A 14639-nucleotide genomic window follows, 5' to 3' on the forward strand; every position below is an offset into this window, starting at 1 on the left:
TTTTGTATGCGATTGGCGGCGAGATTGTGTACAAAATTCCTGCTTCTGGTGCCCATTCGCCCCTATCGGGTGCAAAAGCCACCGGCCACGGTGCGCGATGGAGACCCTGTCGCGGCTGCGGCTTCAAGGCCGCCGGTGATGGCCTACCATGGCGCTTACCTTTCCGGAATCCCCATGATCACCCTGCACCACCTGAACAACTCCCGCTCGCAGCGCATTCTCTGGCTCATGGAAGAGCTGGGCTTGCCCTACGAAATCCAGCGCTACCAGCGCGACCCCAAGACCATGCTGGCCCCGCCCTCATTGCGGGCCGTGCACCCCCTGGGCAAGTCGCCCGTGATCACCGACGGCGAGCTCACGCTGGCCGAATCGGGCGCCATCATCGACTACCTGGTGGGGCGCTACGGCGCCGGCCGGCTGGCCCCCGTGGCCGGCACGCCCGAGCACCTGCGCTACACCTACTGGCTGCACTACGCCGAAGGTTCGGCCATGCCGCCGCTCTTGCTCAAGCTGGTGTTCGACAAAATCGAGAACTCGCCCATGCCGTTTTTTGTGAAGCCGATCGCCCGCGGGATTGCCGGCAAGGTCAAGAAGACCTTTATCGAGCCGCAGCTGCGCCAGCACCTGGACTTCCTGGAAATGTCGCTGCCCCAGGGCGGCTGGTTCGCCGGCGCCGACTTCAGCGGCGCCGACATCCAGATGAGCTTCCCGCTGGAAGCGGCCGCCGCGCGCGGCGGGCTCAATGAAAGCCGGCCGCGCCTGATGGATTTCCTGGCGCGCATCCACGCCCGGCCTGCGTACCAGCGCGCGATTGAGCGCGGCGGCGAGTTCGGCCTGCAGTGATGCTGCGGTTTCCTCCTTCCCCCGCCGGGGGAAGGCCGGGATAGGGGCTCTCCGGCCTGCGATCCGGAAAAGACCCGAAAAACTCAGATTTCCGCGCCCTCGACCAGGAAACGCACCCGCTTCACGCCCTGCCACTCGTCCGCATCCAGCCGGAAGGCCAGCTTGACCCGCGCCGGCAAGGCCTCGGTATGGCCGAACCAGATGCCGTCCACCGGCTGGCCCTGGTGCTTGAGTTTGAGCGCCAGGTGTTTTTCGCCGACCAGGCGCTGCGACACCACTTCCACGATTTCGCTGAAGGTCGGCGCGGCAAAACCCTGGCCCCAGACTTCCTTGTGCAGCGTGTCGACCAGGTCGGCGCGCCGGTATTCGGGCGCCAGCGGGCCGTCGGTGTCCATGCGGCGCGTCAGCGTGGCCGCGTCCAGCCATTCATGCGCCACCTGCTGCAGCGCCTGCTCGAAGAGCTCGAAATTTTCCTCGGCGATGGTGCAGCCCGCCGCCATCGCGTGGCCGCCGAAGCGCAGCATCACGCCCGGGTGGCGCTTGGTCATCAGGTCCAGCGCATCGCGCAGGTGAAAGCCGGGGATGGATCGGCCCGAACCCTTGAGCTCGTGCTCCTTGCCCGGCGCCTGGCTCGCGGCAAACACAAAGGTCGGCCGGTGCAGCTTGTCCTTGATGCGCGAGGCCACGATGCCCACCACGCCCTCATGGAACTCCGGGTCGAAAATCGCGATGGCCGGCGGCGGCTCTTCGTCCTCGTCGATCATCGCGTCGGCCGCCAGCTGCGCCTGCTCGCGCATGCCGGCCTCGATGTCGCGGCGCTCGCGGTTGATGCCGTCCAGCGTTTTCGCGAGTTCCTCGCCGCGCGCCGCGTCGTCGGTCAGCAGGCATTCAATGCCCAGGGTCATGTCGCTGAGCCGGCCCGCCGCGTTGATGCGTGGGCCCAGCGCGAAGGCGAAGTCAAAGGTGGTGGCTACCGCCGCCTGCCGGCCCGCCGCGCTGAACAGACCCGCCAGGCCGGCCGGCAAGTGGCCGGTGCGTATGCGCTTGAGGCCTTGCGCCACCAGGCGGCGGTTGTTGGCGTCCAGCTTGACCACATCAGCCACCGTGCCCAGCGCCACCAGCGGCAGCAGCGCATCGAGCTTGGGCTGGCTGGCCGCGTCGAATACCCCACGCGTACGCAGCTCGGCCCGCAGCGCCAGCAGCACGTAAAACATCACGCCGACGCCGGCAATCGATTTGCTCTCAAACGTGCACTCCGGATGGTTGGGGTTCACGATCACGTCGGCCTCGGGCAGCACCACCAGCCCGTCCTTGAGTGCCGGCAGGTGGTGGTCGGTCACCAGCACCCGCATGCCGAGTTCGCGCGCGCGCGCCACGCCGTCCATGCTCGCGATGCCGTTGTCCACCGTCACCAGCAGGTCGGCGCCGCCGGCCTTCACGCGCTCGGCAATCGGCGCCGTCAGGCCGTAGCCGTCGGTCACGCGGTCCGGCACCAGGTAACCCACATGCGGCGCGCCCAGCAGCTTGAGGCCGCGCAGCGCCACGGCGCAGGCCGTCGCGCCGTCGCAGTCGTAATCGGCCACCACGCAGATTTTCTGGCCGGCGGCCATCACATCGGCCAGCAGCTTGGCTGCCTCCAGCGCGCCGCGCAGCGACGAAGGCGGCAGCAGCCGGCCCAGGCCGTCGTCGAGTTCGTCAATCGAATGCACGCCCCGCGCCGCATACAGCTGCGCCAGCAGCGGGTGGATGCCGGCCTGTTGCAGCGCCCAGACGCTGCGCGGCGGGACTTCGCGTACCTGGATTTTCATGAGGGGGTCAAAACTCTCTATATATATGAGGGGGTGTCTGGGCGCAGGGAATGCCGGGCGTTTTACAGCCGTTCCAGCACGGTCAACAAAGGGGTGGGCGACAGGCTTCCGGCGATTTTGGCGAAGAAGCCTTGCCGTGCCGTTGCAAACGTCGTCGCGCCGCGCTCTCCGCACAGCGTCAGCCGCACGGTCTCGCCCGCGCGCTGGCGCGCCAGCAGGGCGGCGATCTCGTTCGCATCCAGCGCCGCCCAGGCCTGGGCATAAGCCGCCCAGTCGTCGGCGAACACGGCTTGCGCCAGGCTGCGCGGCACGGCTACTTGCTCCCTCTCCCTCTGGGAGAGGGTTGGGGTGAGGGCCGACGGCCTGTGCGCCTGTCCTGGAGGATGAATCGGGGCTGTGTCGACAGGCTGTGAATGGATTGACGGCTGCTGGCCCTCACCCCCGCCCTCTCCCAGGGGGAGAGGGAGAAAATCCAGAGCGCCCGAGCCGCTAAGCCAGAAGGAGTTGACCGGCAGCTGGCGCCGCGCCGCGCGCTCGTCGTTGAGCGCATGCGTGTACAGCAGCATCTGCATCTCGTTTTGCAGCAGCTTCATCTTGCGCGCCGTGCTGTTGGCGTCGTTCTTGTCCTGCTTGGGCAGCCAGGGGTCCACATTGCGGCCCAGCACCCGGTCCAGCGAGGCGGTCGGCAGGCTGCGAAACAGCTCGCCCTCGGCCAGCCAGCGCGCCGGTCCCAGCGCGGGAACGTAGTGGATCGTGATGCCGTCGTCGATGAAATAAGGCTGCATGGCCGCCAGCAGCGCGCGTGATTCACCTTCCTGCAGGCCCAGCGCGGCCGGGTCCGTCAGCGTTGCATGCTCGCGGCCCATGGCCCAGTGGCAGGGCGTGATCCAGGCCCAGGCCTTGGCCGTGGCGGCCGGCAGGTGCAGCGCCGCATCGCGCGCCGCCCAGGGAATCAGGCCGTCCGCCGTACCCGAATCCGCCAGGCCCAGCGCCGGGGCCAAGGCCCGTTCATGCGGCGGCGACAGCGTGTGGGCATCCGCTTCATCAGTGTGCACTGACTTCATGCCCTTCAGCAGCTGGCCCAGGTTGCGCGTGCTGTCGGCCGGCAAAGCTTTCATCGTGGGCAGCCAGGCCTCCGCGCTGCAGGCCGCAAAGGGAAGCAGCAGCTGCGGCCCTGTGAAAGGGGTGGGGGAATTGGCTGACATGGGGCTATTGTCCGGGATGCAACAATACCCGCATGCAAATTCCCTACGAGCTGATATTGGGCTGGCGCTACACCCGCGCCGGCCGCGCCACCCGGCGCAACGGTTTTATCTCTTTTATCTCGGGTGTCTCCATGCTGGGCATCGCGCTCGGCGTCGCGGCCCTCATCATCGTGCTCAGTGTGATGAACGGCTTCCAGAAGGAAGTGCGCGACCGCATGCTGGGCGTGATCTCCCACATCGAGGTCTTCGCCCCGGGCGGCGTCGCGCTTCCCGACCCCGCCAAAACCCTGGCCGAAATCAAGGCCAACCCGCAGGTCACCGGCGCCGCCACCTTTATCGCGGCCCAGGCCCTGCTGGCCCGCGGTGAAGACATGAAGGGCACCATCGTGCGCGGCATAGACCCGGCGCTTGAAGGCCAGGTTACCGACCTTGCCGTGACCTCGGCGCCCACGCTGGCCAAGCTGGTGGCCGGCAATTTCGGCGTGGTGCTGGGCGGCGAGCTGGCCCGAGCCATGGGCGTGCGCGAGGGCGACACCGTCACCCTGATCGCGCCCAGCGGCCAGGTCACCCCGGCCGGCGTGGTGCCGCGCCTCAAGCAGATGACGGTGGTTGGCACTTTTGATTCCGGCCATTACGAATACGACTCGGCCCTGGTCATGATGCACCAGGAAGACGCCGCGAAAATCTTCCGCCTCGAAGGCCCCACCGGCATACGCATACGCCTGAAAGATTTGCACCAGGCGCGCGAAGTCGCTTATGAACTGTCGAGAAGCCTCAGCGGCGACTTGCTGATCCGCGACTGGACGCGCCAGAACAAGACCTGGTTCGCCGCCGTGCAGCTCGAGAAACGCATGATGTTCATCATCCTCACGCTCATCGTCGCGGTAGCGGCCTTCAACCTCGTCAGCACCCTGGTCATGACGGTCACCGACAAACGCGCCGACATCGCCATCCTGCGCACCCTGGGTTCCAGCCCGAAAAGCATCATGAAAATCTTCATGGTCCAGGGCGCGCTGGTCGGCGTCATCGGTACGCTTTCGGGCCTGCTGCTGGGCCTGGGCATCGCCTTCAACATCGACGTCATCGTGCCGGCGATAGAGCGTGCGCTCAACGCCAGCTTTTTGCCCAAAGACATTTACCTGATCAGCCGCATGCCGAGTGAACCGCAATACGCCGACATCATGCCCATCGTTGTCATCTCCCTGGTGCTGTCCTTCCTGGCCACCATCTACCCCAGCTGGCGCGCCAGCCGTGTGAACCCAGCGGAGGCTCTCCGCTATGAATGATCAAACCATGAGCTCAGCTTCCCCTTCTTCACTCCCTCTCCCCCTGGGAGAGGGCAGGGGTGAGGGCCAGCGGCCTCAAACCAACGGCGAAGTGGTTTTAAAAGCTAGCGCCCTCACCAAACGCTTCCACGAAGGCCTGATCGATTTGACGGTGCTTCACGGCGTCGACCTGCAAGTCCACGCCGGCGAAACCCTGGCCATCGTCGGCGCCTCGGGTTCCGGCAAAAGCACGCTGCTGCATTTGATGGGCGGCCTCGACGCGCCCACCAGCGGCCAGGTTGAATTGAAGGGCCAGACGCTCTCAGCCTTGTCGCCCCAGCAGCAAGGTGACTTGCGCAACAAGCACCTGGGTTTTGTCTACCAGTTCCACCACCTGCTGCCCGAATTCAGCGCTCTCGACAACGTCGCCATGCCCCTGTGGATACGCCGCGAGTCCCCGGCCGAATGCGCACGCATCGCCACCAAGATGCTGGCCGCCGTCGGCCTCAAGGACCGCATCCACCACCGCCCCGCCGAACTCTCAGGTGGCGAACGCCAGCGCGTCGCGATTGCGCGTGCGCTCGTCACGCAGCCCGCTTGCGTGCTGGCTGATGAGCCGACCGGTAACCTGGACAGGTCGACGGCCGACGGCGTGTTTGAACTGATGCTGCAACTTGCGCGCGACTTCGGCACGGCCTTTGTGCTGGTCACGCACGATGAAACGCTGGCCGCGAGATGCGGGCGGCGGTTCAGGCTGGTGTCGGGGCGGTTGTCGGAGTGGGCTTGAGCGGCTGCGTCGGACATGGCGTGCCGCGTCGACGGCAGCCTCCACTGTGAGGACTAGCGCTTCGTGTTACTTTGTCACGCATTCCCAAAATGAGCCTTAAACATTGGTTTCTTGCAAGCGCAATTGCCGTGCACGGCGCTGCTCAGGCCTTGTCGCCGGTTCGGGTTGAGCATGTTCGAGCCATCGAGCTGCCTGTGCATGCAGTAGCTTTGTCGGCGGCATCAAGAACAGAACTTCGCGAGTGGATTGAGTCACTGCGCGGCAATCGAGGGTTGTGTCGCTTTGAAGTAGCCGTGATCATGGGATGGGCCTCAAGGGATGAAGGCGACGCGCACCGAAGAAGCCAACTTGCCAAAATGCGAGCGGAGTATGTGGCGCATCAGCTAATGGGAAACTCACTGCCTCTGTCGAACACTTTCGTATCGGAAGGTGATTTGCAAATATCCGGCCCTTCACCTCCAAGCCGGGGAGTTACCGTTTACGTGCTGGGGTACCCGGCGATGGACGACTGTACTTCCTTCCGGGAGTACACGGCGGATACCGCCGCACAGGTGCGCGCGAGAAGGGCGGCCGTGGCCCAGCATCCGCGTGATCTCAAACCTGGAAGCCGAAACGATCGCCGAACCGGTCCCTGATTTATGCCGCGTTGTGAACGCCAGTGGTGTGCATGCTGGCCGATGAGCCCACCGGCAACCTGAGCCGCAGCACCATCAACGGCGTGTTTGAACTGACGCTGCAACTCGTGCGTGATTTCGGCACGGCTTTTGTGCTGGTCACGCATGACGAGACGCTGGCAGCTCGCTGCGGGTGGCGCTTCAGGCTGGTGTCGGGGCGCTTGTCGGAGTGGAACTCACTGCCGCTCGTTTGAACCCGGGCGGATGGACGCTTGCGCCGCGCCGGCATGAACTTGTGCAGCGCGATGTGCGGGGCGATTCCTGGCGAAGGCGAGAAACCAGAACGCAGCACCCGTCACTGCGCCATATCCTCCGAAGGCCAACGCATCCGACCCATTCACAATGCCGGTCGCGTCAAGACTGCTGAAACCGCTAAGGAAGGACGCCAGGACTCCCAGGGCTGAGGACACAACGATGATTCGCCAGGGCTCGCGCCAGCCGCGGAGCCGGAAATAAAGATAGGCGGGAATGCCGGTCATTGAGAAAAGATAGGCAAAGGGCGCGACGACGAAGATCCAGCTGAAGTGGCGATGCAGCGCGGCGGCCACGATGCAAGGCGCCAGGGGAGCCAGAAGGAAAGCCGCTATGGTGCGCTCGCGCCTGTGCTGTATCCGGCTTTCGAAATACGCGGCGCATAGCCTTAAATGCCGCATGCCATGATCGAGGCATTTCCGGGTAAAACTGTCTGTTATCGGCCCCATCTTGTTGGACAAGACGATTGACGGCCTTTCGGACAAAAACAAAAGAGCGGTGGCCGCCGCGATTGAAATCACCGCGAGCGACATGATGGACAGCGCCATGGTCAAAGCATAGGAAAATCCGTAACCGAGCATCGCCATCGCGCTCGCGCATACAAAGGAATTCAGGAGCGGCACGTGGATCAGGTACAGCGGAAACGATATCCGGCCAAGAAACCCGAACAGGGGCGTAGAAAGCACCCTTCGGAATGGAAGGCAGGCGTTGGCCCCCATCAAGACCAGCACCGCGCCTAAAGAGTGAAAAAAACTCACCGACGAGTGTGCAAAAGGAGTTCCGTTCAGCATCGGGACTGTCCGCTCAAAGAACGGTCGAACAATGTCCCATGGAAGGGCACTGTAGGGAATCGTTCCCCAAAAAACACCGACGCCCAACAGGATTGCCGCCCCTCTTGAGCTCAGCTTTCGATGGAGCTGGGTCAGTTGCAGCAAGGCGCCGAAGGCGAACAAACCGAGGTATGAACCAAATCCCGGAAGGGCCAGCGCGGAAAGAAGAAGAATTCGGTCTCGCGCGCGTATCTCTGGGCGCGACGTACGAAAAGCCGTCAGGCTGAAAACCGCAATCAGGATGAGTGATCCCCAGAGCTCAATGCGCATCGTCCAAAGAGAGGAGTTGTAAGCCGATGAGCCCACTATCAGCGCGCCATACAACCCTTCTTGAACCGCTCGGACAAATGAAGGTGCCTGCTGCATTTGATTTGCAAGCCAGGTGGACCTGGAAACTATCGCCAAATTCTGGTTTTCCATCAGGCCCGCGGCCAGCAGCACGTAGGAAATTAGACCGGCGGACAGGATGGAGGGTGTAAAACGGGCGTACCTCTTGACGAATAGCGCCACCGCTCCGAGGCGCGTTTTAACGAAGGAGTGCGATAAGACGTAGCCGCTGAGGGCAAAAAAAACGCAGACCGACAAGTCTCCCGCCATCGGTAGCAGGAATGGAGCGCCCGAAAGAGAAACATCCCAGGCAAAAGCACTGTGTGCAACCAGGCCGGTGGAGAGGGCGAAGTCGAAGGCAAGAATCCCGTGATAGACCACAACCACCAATGCGGCCAAGCCGCGCAAACCGTCTAGATGTGTGTCCCTCTCTGGCTGCATAAGGTCCCGGTTTGATTCATGTTTGCTCGAAAACGACCGCATCACTTGTGCAGCAGTTCGAATGCGGCCTTGCGGCCTTTCCATTCTGTGCAATTCTATGGCGGGAACACAAACTACCGGTTCTTTCCGGAGGCGCACGAGCAACCTGGACAGATCCACAGCCGACGGCGTATTTGAACTGATACTGCAACTTGCGCGTGATTTCGGCACGGCTTTTGTGTCGGTCACTCACGATGAAACGCTGGCCTCGCGTTGCGGGCGACGGTTCAGATAGGTATCGGGGCGATTGTCGGAGCGGGTTTGAGCGGGGCGTCAATACCACCTGCGACCCGACCCGCGGGCGGCAAGTGCCAAACAAGGCCATTGACCGGCCACCAGCCTCCACAGCCCCAGACAGGCATAATCCTTGATCCCTTCGCCGCGCGCGCAGGCGAATCTCCCTCACTTCGTGAGTCTTTCAACATGCCGTGCAGCTCCCTGCCTGCGGTCCAGGACACAGCACCTTCGCATGACTGATCATTACACCGCCCTCGGGCTGGACAGCGCAGCAACGCTGGCCGATGTCAAAAAAGCCTTTCGCCAGAAGGCCTCCTTCTGGCACCCGGACAAAAATGCCGACCCCGAGGCGCCCGGGCGTTTCAGGGCGGTGCAGCAGGCCTATGAGGTGCTGTCGGATGCGGACAAGCGCCAGGCCTATGACGACAACCGCCGCCGCAACCTGCTCGACAGCCCGATAGACACGGCGCGTGCCATCTGGACCGATTATTTCAACCCGCTGCTGTGACCCCGGCTGACCCAAAGAAGAACACCCCATGAAAAACCCGGCAGCATGAGCGTCTCCCCTTATTTCCTCGACCTGCGCTCGGCCTACCAGTCCGAGATGGATGACCTGCGATTCGACTCCGAGGGGCGCGACGTGTTGCACCAGCGCCTGGCCGGCAAACGCCAGGAGATGGCCTTTCTGGTGCAGATGATGGACACCAGCCCCGAGATGGTGGCGGTGGTGTTTCACCAGGGTTTTGATTTCACGGGAAAAGCCGTGATGGAACACCTGCTCACCCACGATGTCGATGTCGATGGCTTTCCGGCCTGGGGCAGCCTGGCGGATGGCTTTGTGCTGGCGCCCTGGGCCCAGGACCTGGCGCACATCGTGCTGCAGGCGCCCGGCGGGGAGAAATTCCTGACGCTGACGGCGGGGCTGGAATACATGGCGGGCCTGCCGGTTGCCGCGTCCATGGTGAGTGCCGAAGAAGACGATGACGGCGATGACGACGAAGACAGTGATGAGAACGGCGACGGCGCCCCGGTGATGTTTGAGGGCGATGACGAGCGTAAGCAAAGCGGCGATGCCCGGGCGCGCCATGAGGCAGGTTCCGACTGGCTGGTCCAGCAGGGCTTTGACGCCAAAGACTGATGCAAGCAAACATGACCTGGAAGGTAAACCCCTGATGACAACGCATCTCGCCCTGATCGAAAAAACCCAAAGCCTGATTGCGGCCGGCGACATCGTCGGCGCCGAGGCTGCGCTGGTCGGGCTGGCCGACGCCGAAGGTGATGCAGCGCTGATGGTGGTGCTGGAGCAGTTGCCGCCCAAGGACGTTCTGGCCGTCATTCGCGAGTACGACAATTCCAAGGCGTCGGTGGTCGGCCTGCTGGTCACACCCGCGCAGTTTGCCCGCGCCGTGGTGATTGAAAAGCTCTACAAGGACCTGACCCGCACGCATCTGCGCGGCATGGTCAATGCGGTGATCTTCCGGGAGGACGCGGACCCGGTCGAATTTCTCAGCGCGATCGGCGACCTGGACGGCGGCAGCGAAGCCCTCGCCGATTATTTTTCCGACCAATGGAGCCGTGTTGAGGGCTTTGCGCGCAGCGGCGGCTTTGAGGCGGCCGACGAGTACGGCAAGATGCTGTCCCAGTCCGCCCTGCTGGCCTCGGCCTACGAAAGACCGCGTGTCCAGCAGGAGGAGATCGCCGACCAGGACTGGATGCAGCTCGCCTGGATACTGCGTTACGAACTGCCGGACCTGTTCATTGAAATGCTGATGGTGCTGCGCGCCAAGGGCAGTGCCCACAAGGCGATAACTTCCGAAGGCGATGAAGAGGACGAGAACGACGACGATGTGCAGGACGACGGCAAGGTTGAGACCGGCGACACCGATCGCGGCAAGGCCACACCGACGGCGCGCGAGTCCGACGAGGAATCGGCGATTTGAGGGCGATCTGAGCCTTCGCAGCCATCTCCTTACCCAGATTACCCAGACTACCCAGACTACCCAGACAAGCCTCGTACCCATGCCGTCGCCTTCCACCATTTCGCTCTACGATACGCGCCACTTTTTTGAGAAGGCGCTGCAGTACGGCGTGCAGCACGGCATCATCAGTGCCGAAAAAACCGAAGCCATGCGGGTCGAAGGCCCCAAGGGCATGGTGCAGATCGCGCGTTATTTCGGCAATGAGTTTTTGCGTCCGGACCTTGAAAAGGCCCGCGATCGCATGGTGAACCTGATCAGCCTGTACCTCGAAAATTCCTGCCGCGGCGACCTCCGGCAGGCGGCTGAATCGCTGCGCGATTTCTCGCTGCTGTCGCGCTCCAAGGGCGGCTCGGACATGCTCAAGGCCTTGATCGCCATGCCGCAAAACAGCCACTTCGGCATGAATGAAGGCGGCGGCTTCACCGACGCGCACATTCCGCTGCTGGCCAAATGGTCGCTGCGCAGCCTGGCCGACTACCAGGCCGAACTTGCCCGGCGTAGCCAGGTGGCGCAGGTGATCGATGCGGCCGTCTGGCTTGCCGGCGAGCTGGGCATGGACGCCGCCGAACTCGAAGAAGCGGGCAAGGATGCCGAAGCGGTGATTCGCACCGCCTTGCTGGTGCCGGCGACGGGCCGCACCGAGATGCCCGACTGGGTCGCGTTCGAGAAGATGGTCACCGCCTTGCGCAAAAAACACGGGGCCGCTCCGGCTGCGCTGCCCCTCGTCGTTCCGAAAAAGCTGCCTGCCCATCTGCGGGATGTGGTGGAGGCGGTGCGACAGTCCGTGATGGCCGACGCGCCAAAAATACTCGATCCGGCCTTGCCGCCGCGCCAGTTGTTTGACCGCAGCCCGGCTTTCATGGGCCGGTACTTCTGGGTGGAAGACGGCCTGAACGAGGTCGATCACCATGACCGCCAGGCATCCGCTGTGTGGAGCAAGGTGACCGGCGGCAATGCGGACGACGGTTCGCTGTTGACCCTGTTCCTGTGCGTGGCCGCCGGTTCCGCGCCCAAGACCGTGCTGACCGAGAAAAGCGCCGCGACCCTGCTGCGCAAGATCCGCAAATCAGGTTTCAAGCCCGCGCTGGCCCACCAGTACATCGTGGACCACGCGCCGGTGCAGCACCAGGATGCCTACGCCAGCTTGTGGGATGATTTTGTGGAAGAGGCGCAGGCCACGCTGCAAAGCGATGCCGTTCATGCGCTCCACGACGCGCTGGCCTTGCTGCGGCGGGAATGCCATGTGCAATAGGTGGTGTGTGCCTGCGGCGGCGGGAACGCGGGCCAGGGCCTGAAACACGCAGCGACTCTTCCTCGATTGCAGGAGCGAGTTCGCGATGCCGGCACTGCGTCTATGCGGGTCTCTTGAGGTGTTCCTCAAATCATGCGCTTCTGCGGTGGGCCGAGCGAGCCGTCCTCGTTGACGCGATGAAAACCCAACTCGGACAGCTTCCACGACTGTGGGGCAGGTTTGAGCATTCCCTCCGGCACAAAGCCTGTGCCACATGCCTCGCAGTAGAGGCCGGCCACAAACTGTTGAAGCGACCCTTCTGTCACGAACTCGGCCTTCAGCCCATCGACACTGAGCCCACCCTCGCACGCGCAGGAAGAGCGCTCGTTGGGGCGGTGCTTCAGGTGTTCGGCATTGAGCTTGTCGATCAAGAGCAGCTTCTCGCGAACATTCTTGCTTGATGCGCAGTTCGGGCATTCGGTTGAAAGCATTGTTTGTGTCATGTGCGGGTGGAGTGTCAGGCAGCGCTGGTGATTCGCCACACGAAGACTCCGAAGGCGAGAAAAATGACTGCCAATCCCGCAAGCCGGCCGAAGCGCTTCCCGACGTATAGCGTGGTAGCCACAAATGCGAGCAGGCCGAAGAACCAGATCGTCCCGTGCCAACTGGTGAACCACTTGGAAAATAGCAGGAGAACCAGGCCCACGGTAGCCGTGGCGGCCGATAGCCACCAGGCGCCACGCGGAAGCCGGTCCGCCCAAAACCACAGCAGCAAGGATGCCGCCAGGACGACCGGCGCGGCAAACCGGGGCCAGCCATTGATCCACGGCACTAATTCCCTGGCGGTTTCGGTGCGTCCCACGCTGATGACCAGAACCTGGCCGGTGGATACTGCAGACACGATGGCGCTGAAAAAGGACCATAGGGCCGGCAGCAGCAGCAACCCGGCAAGCGCCAATGAGAGCTTGGCGTACGTGGACAGCGGCGGTGATTCGCTCATATGCCTAGCGATGCGCCCGGCTTGAAACACTCACCGAATTCTTATCCGGGTCCTTGGCGTTGGCGAACGAATAGCCATTGGCCTCATGGATAGCCCCGAACTTGAGCCCTCGCACCGCCGCTTCGGCCACAAAGGCCGCAACGTCCTTCACATGGAACACCAGCTTCACGCCCACCTGCCCGAGCTTCACCGATTTGGCGGCCTGGTGGACCAGTATCCCGGCGCCGGCTTGGGGCGCGCGCAGCTCAATGAGTCCTTCGCTGACTTCGCCGGTGGTGATGAAACCAAAATGCCGGGCATAGAAGTCCGCGGACTTCTTCATGTCGCGTGCGTAGAGGATGACGGTGCCTAGCGGTGAGTCCATATCAGGTGTCCAGTGCGTGAGAGGAGCCTGCTCCGTGATTTTTGGACCAACCCTCAAGCCTCAACATAAAGATACCGGTCCGCATTCTCGCAAAGATGCCTGACCAGCCGCGGAATACGCTCCCAGTCATCCTTGAAGGGATTGTCCACGGCCTCATACGCGGCCTCGATCCGGTCGTAGTCCAGCGGTGTTTGTGTGTACTGCGCCAGCATGCGCGCCAGCGCCATGGCTTCCTCCGGCAGGCCGGCTTCGGCATAGGCTTTTGCCGCGGCCTGGACCAGTTCCGGCCCCGAGTTGTCCGTACCCGTCTTGAAGCCTTCGCCGGCCCGGCTTGTTTCCCACTGGAAGATCGCGTAGACCATCCGGTAGCCGGGTGGCAGCTGGTCGAGAAGGTGGCCGGGGTTTTCGATGTCCAGTTCAAGCGCCAACTGGTACATGCCTTCCTCCGGCGTTCCCTCGCTGTCCGACTGCCAGAACGGGGAAACATCGGAGCCGGCGGAACTGGAGGCCCCGTTCACCATCTCAAGGACAAGGGGCGGGATGATATGTGTCATTTGGGGCCTGTTTGAACCGGTGCCGTTGAAGCCGCTTATGCGCCCAGCATTCGGCTGAATGAGCCGAATCGGTAAAAGGCAAAGCCGGCCATCAAGAGCAGGAACAGCATGAAGACGATAAATGTTTTCCTGTTCTCGCGGCGCGCACGCTGCAAGGCGTCGGTGCTCGAGGCCTGCCACTCGCCGGCCTGGTCCATCGCCAGCAGATTCCGGCCCGCGGCCTCGACGTTCATGGCCTTGATGTCGGCGATGAGCGTGTTCTGCTCTTTCAGCAGGTCACGGATCTCGGATAACAGCGCTGTCTGGTTAGTGTCCATTGGTTTCTCCCCCTTTGACTTCTGTTGGCTAAGTAGCTGTCACGACAAATCCTGCAAATGATTCTAGGCGAGGGATCGCCTAGCGCTCATACCTTGCGTCTACGCCGATCCAGCCGTTGGTCCGCAGAACTTTGTTCGCCGCGGCCATGACGTCTAGCCAGACAGGCGATTCATGCATCTCGAAAAGCCGGTCTGGAAGCTGCGAAACCCGCACGTCGTAGAACTCGTTGAACTCAGCCAGGGTTTCAAGCTCGCGCGGCGAAAATTCGGCATCAAATTTCGCATCACCCGGATGGAGAAGTCGTCAAACCATTGGTTGACCAGTTCCGTCGCCACATTGATGCGTGGTGCGTGCTGTTGATACTCAAGCTGCTCAGACGGCGCTGCGATCAGCTGCAGCGTGTTGATGATGTTGACGCGGTGGGGTCCCATAAGAGCTAGCGTCCAATCCGGGCGGCTCTGCAGGTGCTGGCTTTGGGGGGATTG

At 62.9% G+C, this 14639-nt stretch carries 16 protein-coding genes and 2 pseudogenes; 9 read left to right on the top strand and 9 right to left on the bottom strand.

Annotated features, from left to right (window positions below; genetic code table 11):
- Positions 1 to 174: 174 nt before the first annotated feature.
- Positions 175 to 843, top strand: coding sequence for a glutathione S-transferase (locus AC1D0O_RS05800; RefSeq protein ID WP_477652585.1), 669 nt, complete (start codon positions 175 to 177; stop codon positions 841 to 843).
- An 83-nt stretch (positions 844 to 926) separates the two neighbouring features.
- Here the strand turns inward: AC1D0O_RS05800 and recJ are convergent, their stop codons facing one another.
- Complete coding sequence (recJ, locus tag AC1D0O_RS05805) at positions 927 to 2651, bottom strand: single-stranded-DNA-specific exonuclease RecJ (RefSeq protein ID WP_477652586.1); 1725 nt, start codon at positions 2649 to 2651, stop codon at positions 927 to 929.
- A gap of 62 nt (positions 2652 to 2713) precedes the next feature.
- Positions 2714 to 3856, bottom strand: a complete 1143-nt coding sequence (locus AC1D0O_RS05810) for a hypothetical protein (RefSeq protein WP_477652587.1) — start codon at positions 3854 to 3856, stop codon at positions 2714 to 2716.
- Between the two features lie 32 nt (positions 3857 to 3888).
- On the opposite strand from AC1D0O_RS05810, the gene AC1D0O_RS05815 reads away from it, so the two are divergent.
- The 3 genes and pseudogenes from AC1D0O_RS05815 to AC1D0O_RS05825 all read left to right on the top strand — a co-directional run.
- Entirely contained in the window at positions 3889 to 5142 is a 1254-nt protein-coding gene (locus AC1D0O_RS05815) for a lipoprotein-releasing ABC transporter permease subunit (protein ID WP_477652588.1), read from the top strand.
- A 91-nt stretch (positions 5143 to 5233) separates the two neighbouring features.
- Positions 5234 to 5908 carry a lipoprotein-releasing ABC transporter ATP-binding protein LolD gene (gene lolD / locus AC1D0O_RS05820; RefSeq protein WP_477652589.1) on the top strand — a complete coding sequence of 225 codons (675 nt, stop codon included), beginning with the start codon at positions 5234 to 5236 and terminating at the stop codon, positions 5906 to 5908.
- A gap of 652 nt (positions 5909 to 6560) precedes the next feature.
- Positions 6561 to 6776: pseudogene (locus AC1D0O_RS05825) on the top strand (lipoprotein-releasing system ATP-binding protein LolD); the annotation flags it as partial.
- Here AC1D0O_RS05825 and AC1D0O_RS05830 read toward each other — a convergent pair.
- Positions 6759 to 8516, bottom strand: coding sequence for an acyltransferase family protein (locus AC1D0O_RS05830; RefSeq protein ID WP_477652590.1), 1758 nt, complete (start codon positions 8514 to 8516; stop codon positions 6759 to 6761). The pseudogene AC1D0O_RS05825 and the gene AC1D0O_RS05830 sit on opposite strands and share 18 nt — an antisense overlap.
- Before the next feature lie 52 nt (positions 8517 to 8568).
- Between AC1D0O_RS05830 and AC1D0O_RS05835 the strand changes: the two are divergent.
- From AC1D0O_RS05835 to AC1D0O_RS05855, 5 genes and pseudogenes are all read left to right on the top strand, one after another.
- Positions 8569 to 8706: pseudogene (locus AC1D0O_RS05835) on the top strand (lipoprotein-releasing system ATP-binding protein LolD); the annotation flags it as partial.
- 234 nt (positions 8707 to 8940) lie between these two features.
- Positions 8941 to 9216 (top strand): DnaJ domain-containing protein, encoded by a 276-nt coding sequence (locus tag AC1D0O_RS05840; protein WP_477652591.1) that lies wholly within the window; start codon positions 8941 to 8943, stop codon positions 9214 to 9216.
- 45 nt (positions 9217 to 9261) lie between these two features.
- The gene (locus AC1D0O_RS05845; RefSeq protein WP_477652592.1) at positions 9262 to 9846 is read left to right on the top strand and encodes a hypothetical protein; all 585 of its coding nucleotides are present in this window, start codon (positions 9262 to 9264) and stop codon (positions 9844 to 9846) included.
- Between the two features lie 34 nt (positions 9847 to 9880).
- Positions 9881 to 10648 carry a hypothetical protein gene (locus AC1D0O_RS05850; protein WP_477652593.1) on the top strand — a complete coding sequence of 256 codons (768 nt, stop codon included), beginning with the start codon at positions 9881 to 9883 and terminating at the stop codon, positions 10646 to 10648.
- A 79-nt stretch (positions 10649 to 10727) separates the two neighbouring features.
- The gene (locus tag AC1D0O_RS05855; protein WP_477652594.1) at positions 10728 to 11939 is read left to right on the top strand and encodes a hypothetical protein; all 1212 of its coding nucleotides are present in this window, start codon (positions 10728 to 10730) and stop codon (positions 11937 to 11939) included.
- 125 nt (positions 11940 to 12064) lie between these two features.
- Here the strand turns inward: AC1D0O_RS05855 and AC1D0O_RS05860 are convergent, their stop codons facing one another.
- From AC1D0O_RS05860 to AC1D0O_RS05885, 6 genes are all read right to left on the bottom strand, one after another.
- Positions 12065 to 12409 (bottom strand): hypothetical protein, encoded by a 345-nt coding sequence (locus AC1D0O_RS05860; RefSeq protein ID WP_477652595.1) that lies wholly within the window; start codon positions 12407 to 12409, stop codon positions 12065 to 12067.
- 26 nt (positions 12410 to 12435) lie between these two features.
- Positions 12436 to 12918 carry a hypothetical protein gene (locus tag AC1D0O_RS05865; RefSeq protein WP_477652596.1) on the bottom strand — a complete coding sequence of 161 codons (483 nt, stop codon included), beginning with the start codon at positions 12916 to 12918 and terminating at the stop codon, positions 12436 to 12438.
- A 4-nt stretch (positions 12919 to 12922) separates the two neighbouring features.
- A complete protein-coding gene (locus AC1D0O_RS05870) occupies positions 12923 to 13282 on the bottom strand; it encodes a VOC family protein (protein WP_477652597.1) in 360 nt (119 codons plus the stop codon).
- 53 nt (positions 13283 to 13335) lie between these two features.
- Entirely contained in the window at positions 13336 to 13836 is a 501-nt protein-coding gene (locus AC1D0O_RS05875) for a DMP19 family protein (RefSeq protein WP_477652598.1), read from the bottom strand.
- Positions 13837 to 13871: 35 nt separating this feature from the next.
- Positions 13872 to 14153 (bottom strand): hypothetical protein, encoded by a 282-nt coding sequence (locus tag AC1D0O_RS05880; RefSeq protein ID WP_477652599.1) that lies wholly within the window; start codon positions 14151 to 14153, stop codon positions 13872 to 13874.
- Between the two features lie 153 nt (positions 14154 to 14306).
- The gene (locus AC1D0O_RS05885) at positions 14307 to 14585 is read right to left on the bottom strand and encodes a hypothetical protein (RefSeq protein WP_477652600.1); all 279 of its coding nucleotides are present in this window, start codon (positions 14583 to 14585) and stop codon (positions 14307 to 14309) included.
- Positions 14586 to 14639 lie beyond the last annotated feature (54 nt).

It is taken from the genome of Polaromonas sp. P1_F2 (assembly GCF_056405735.1).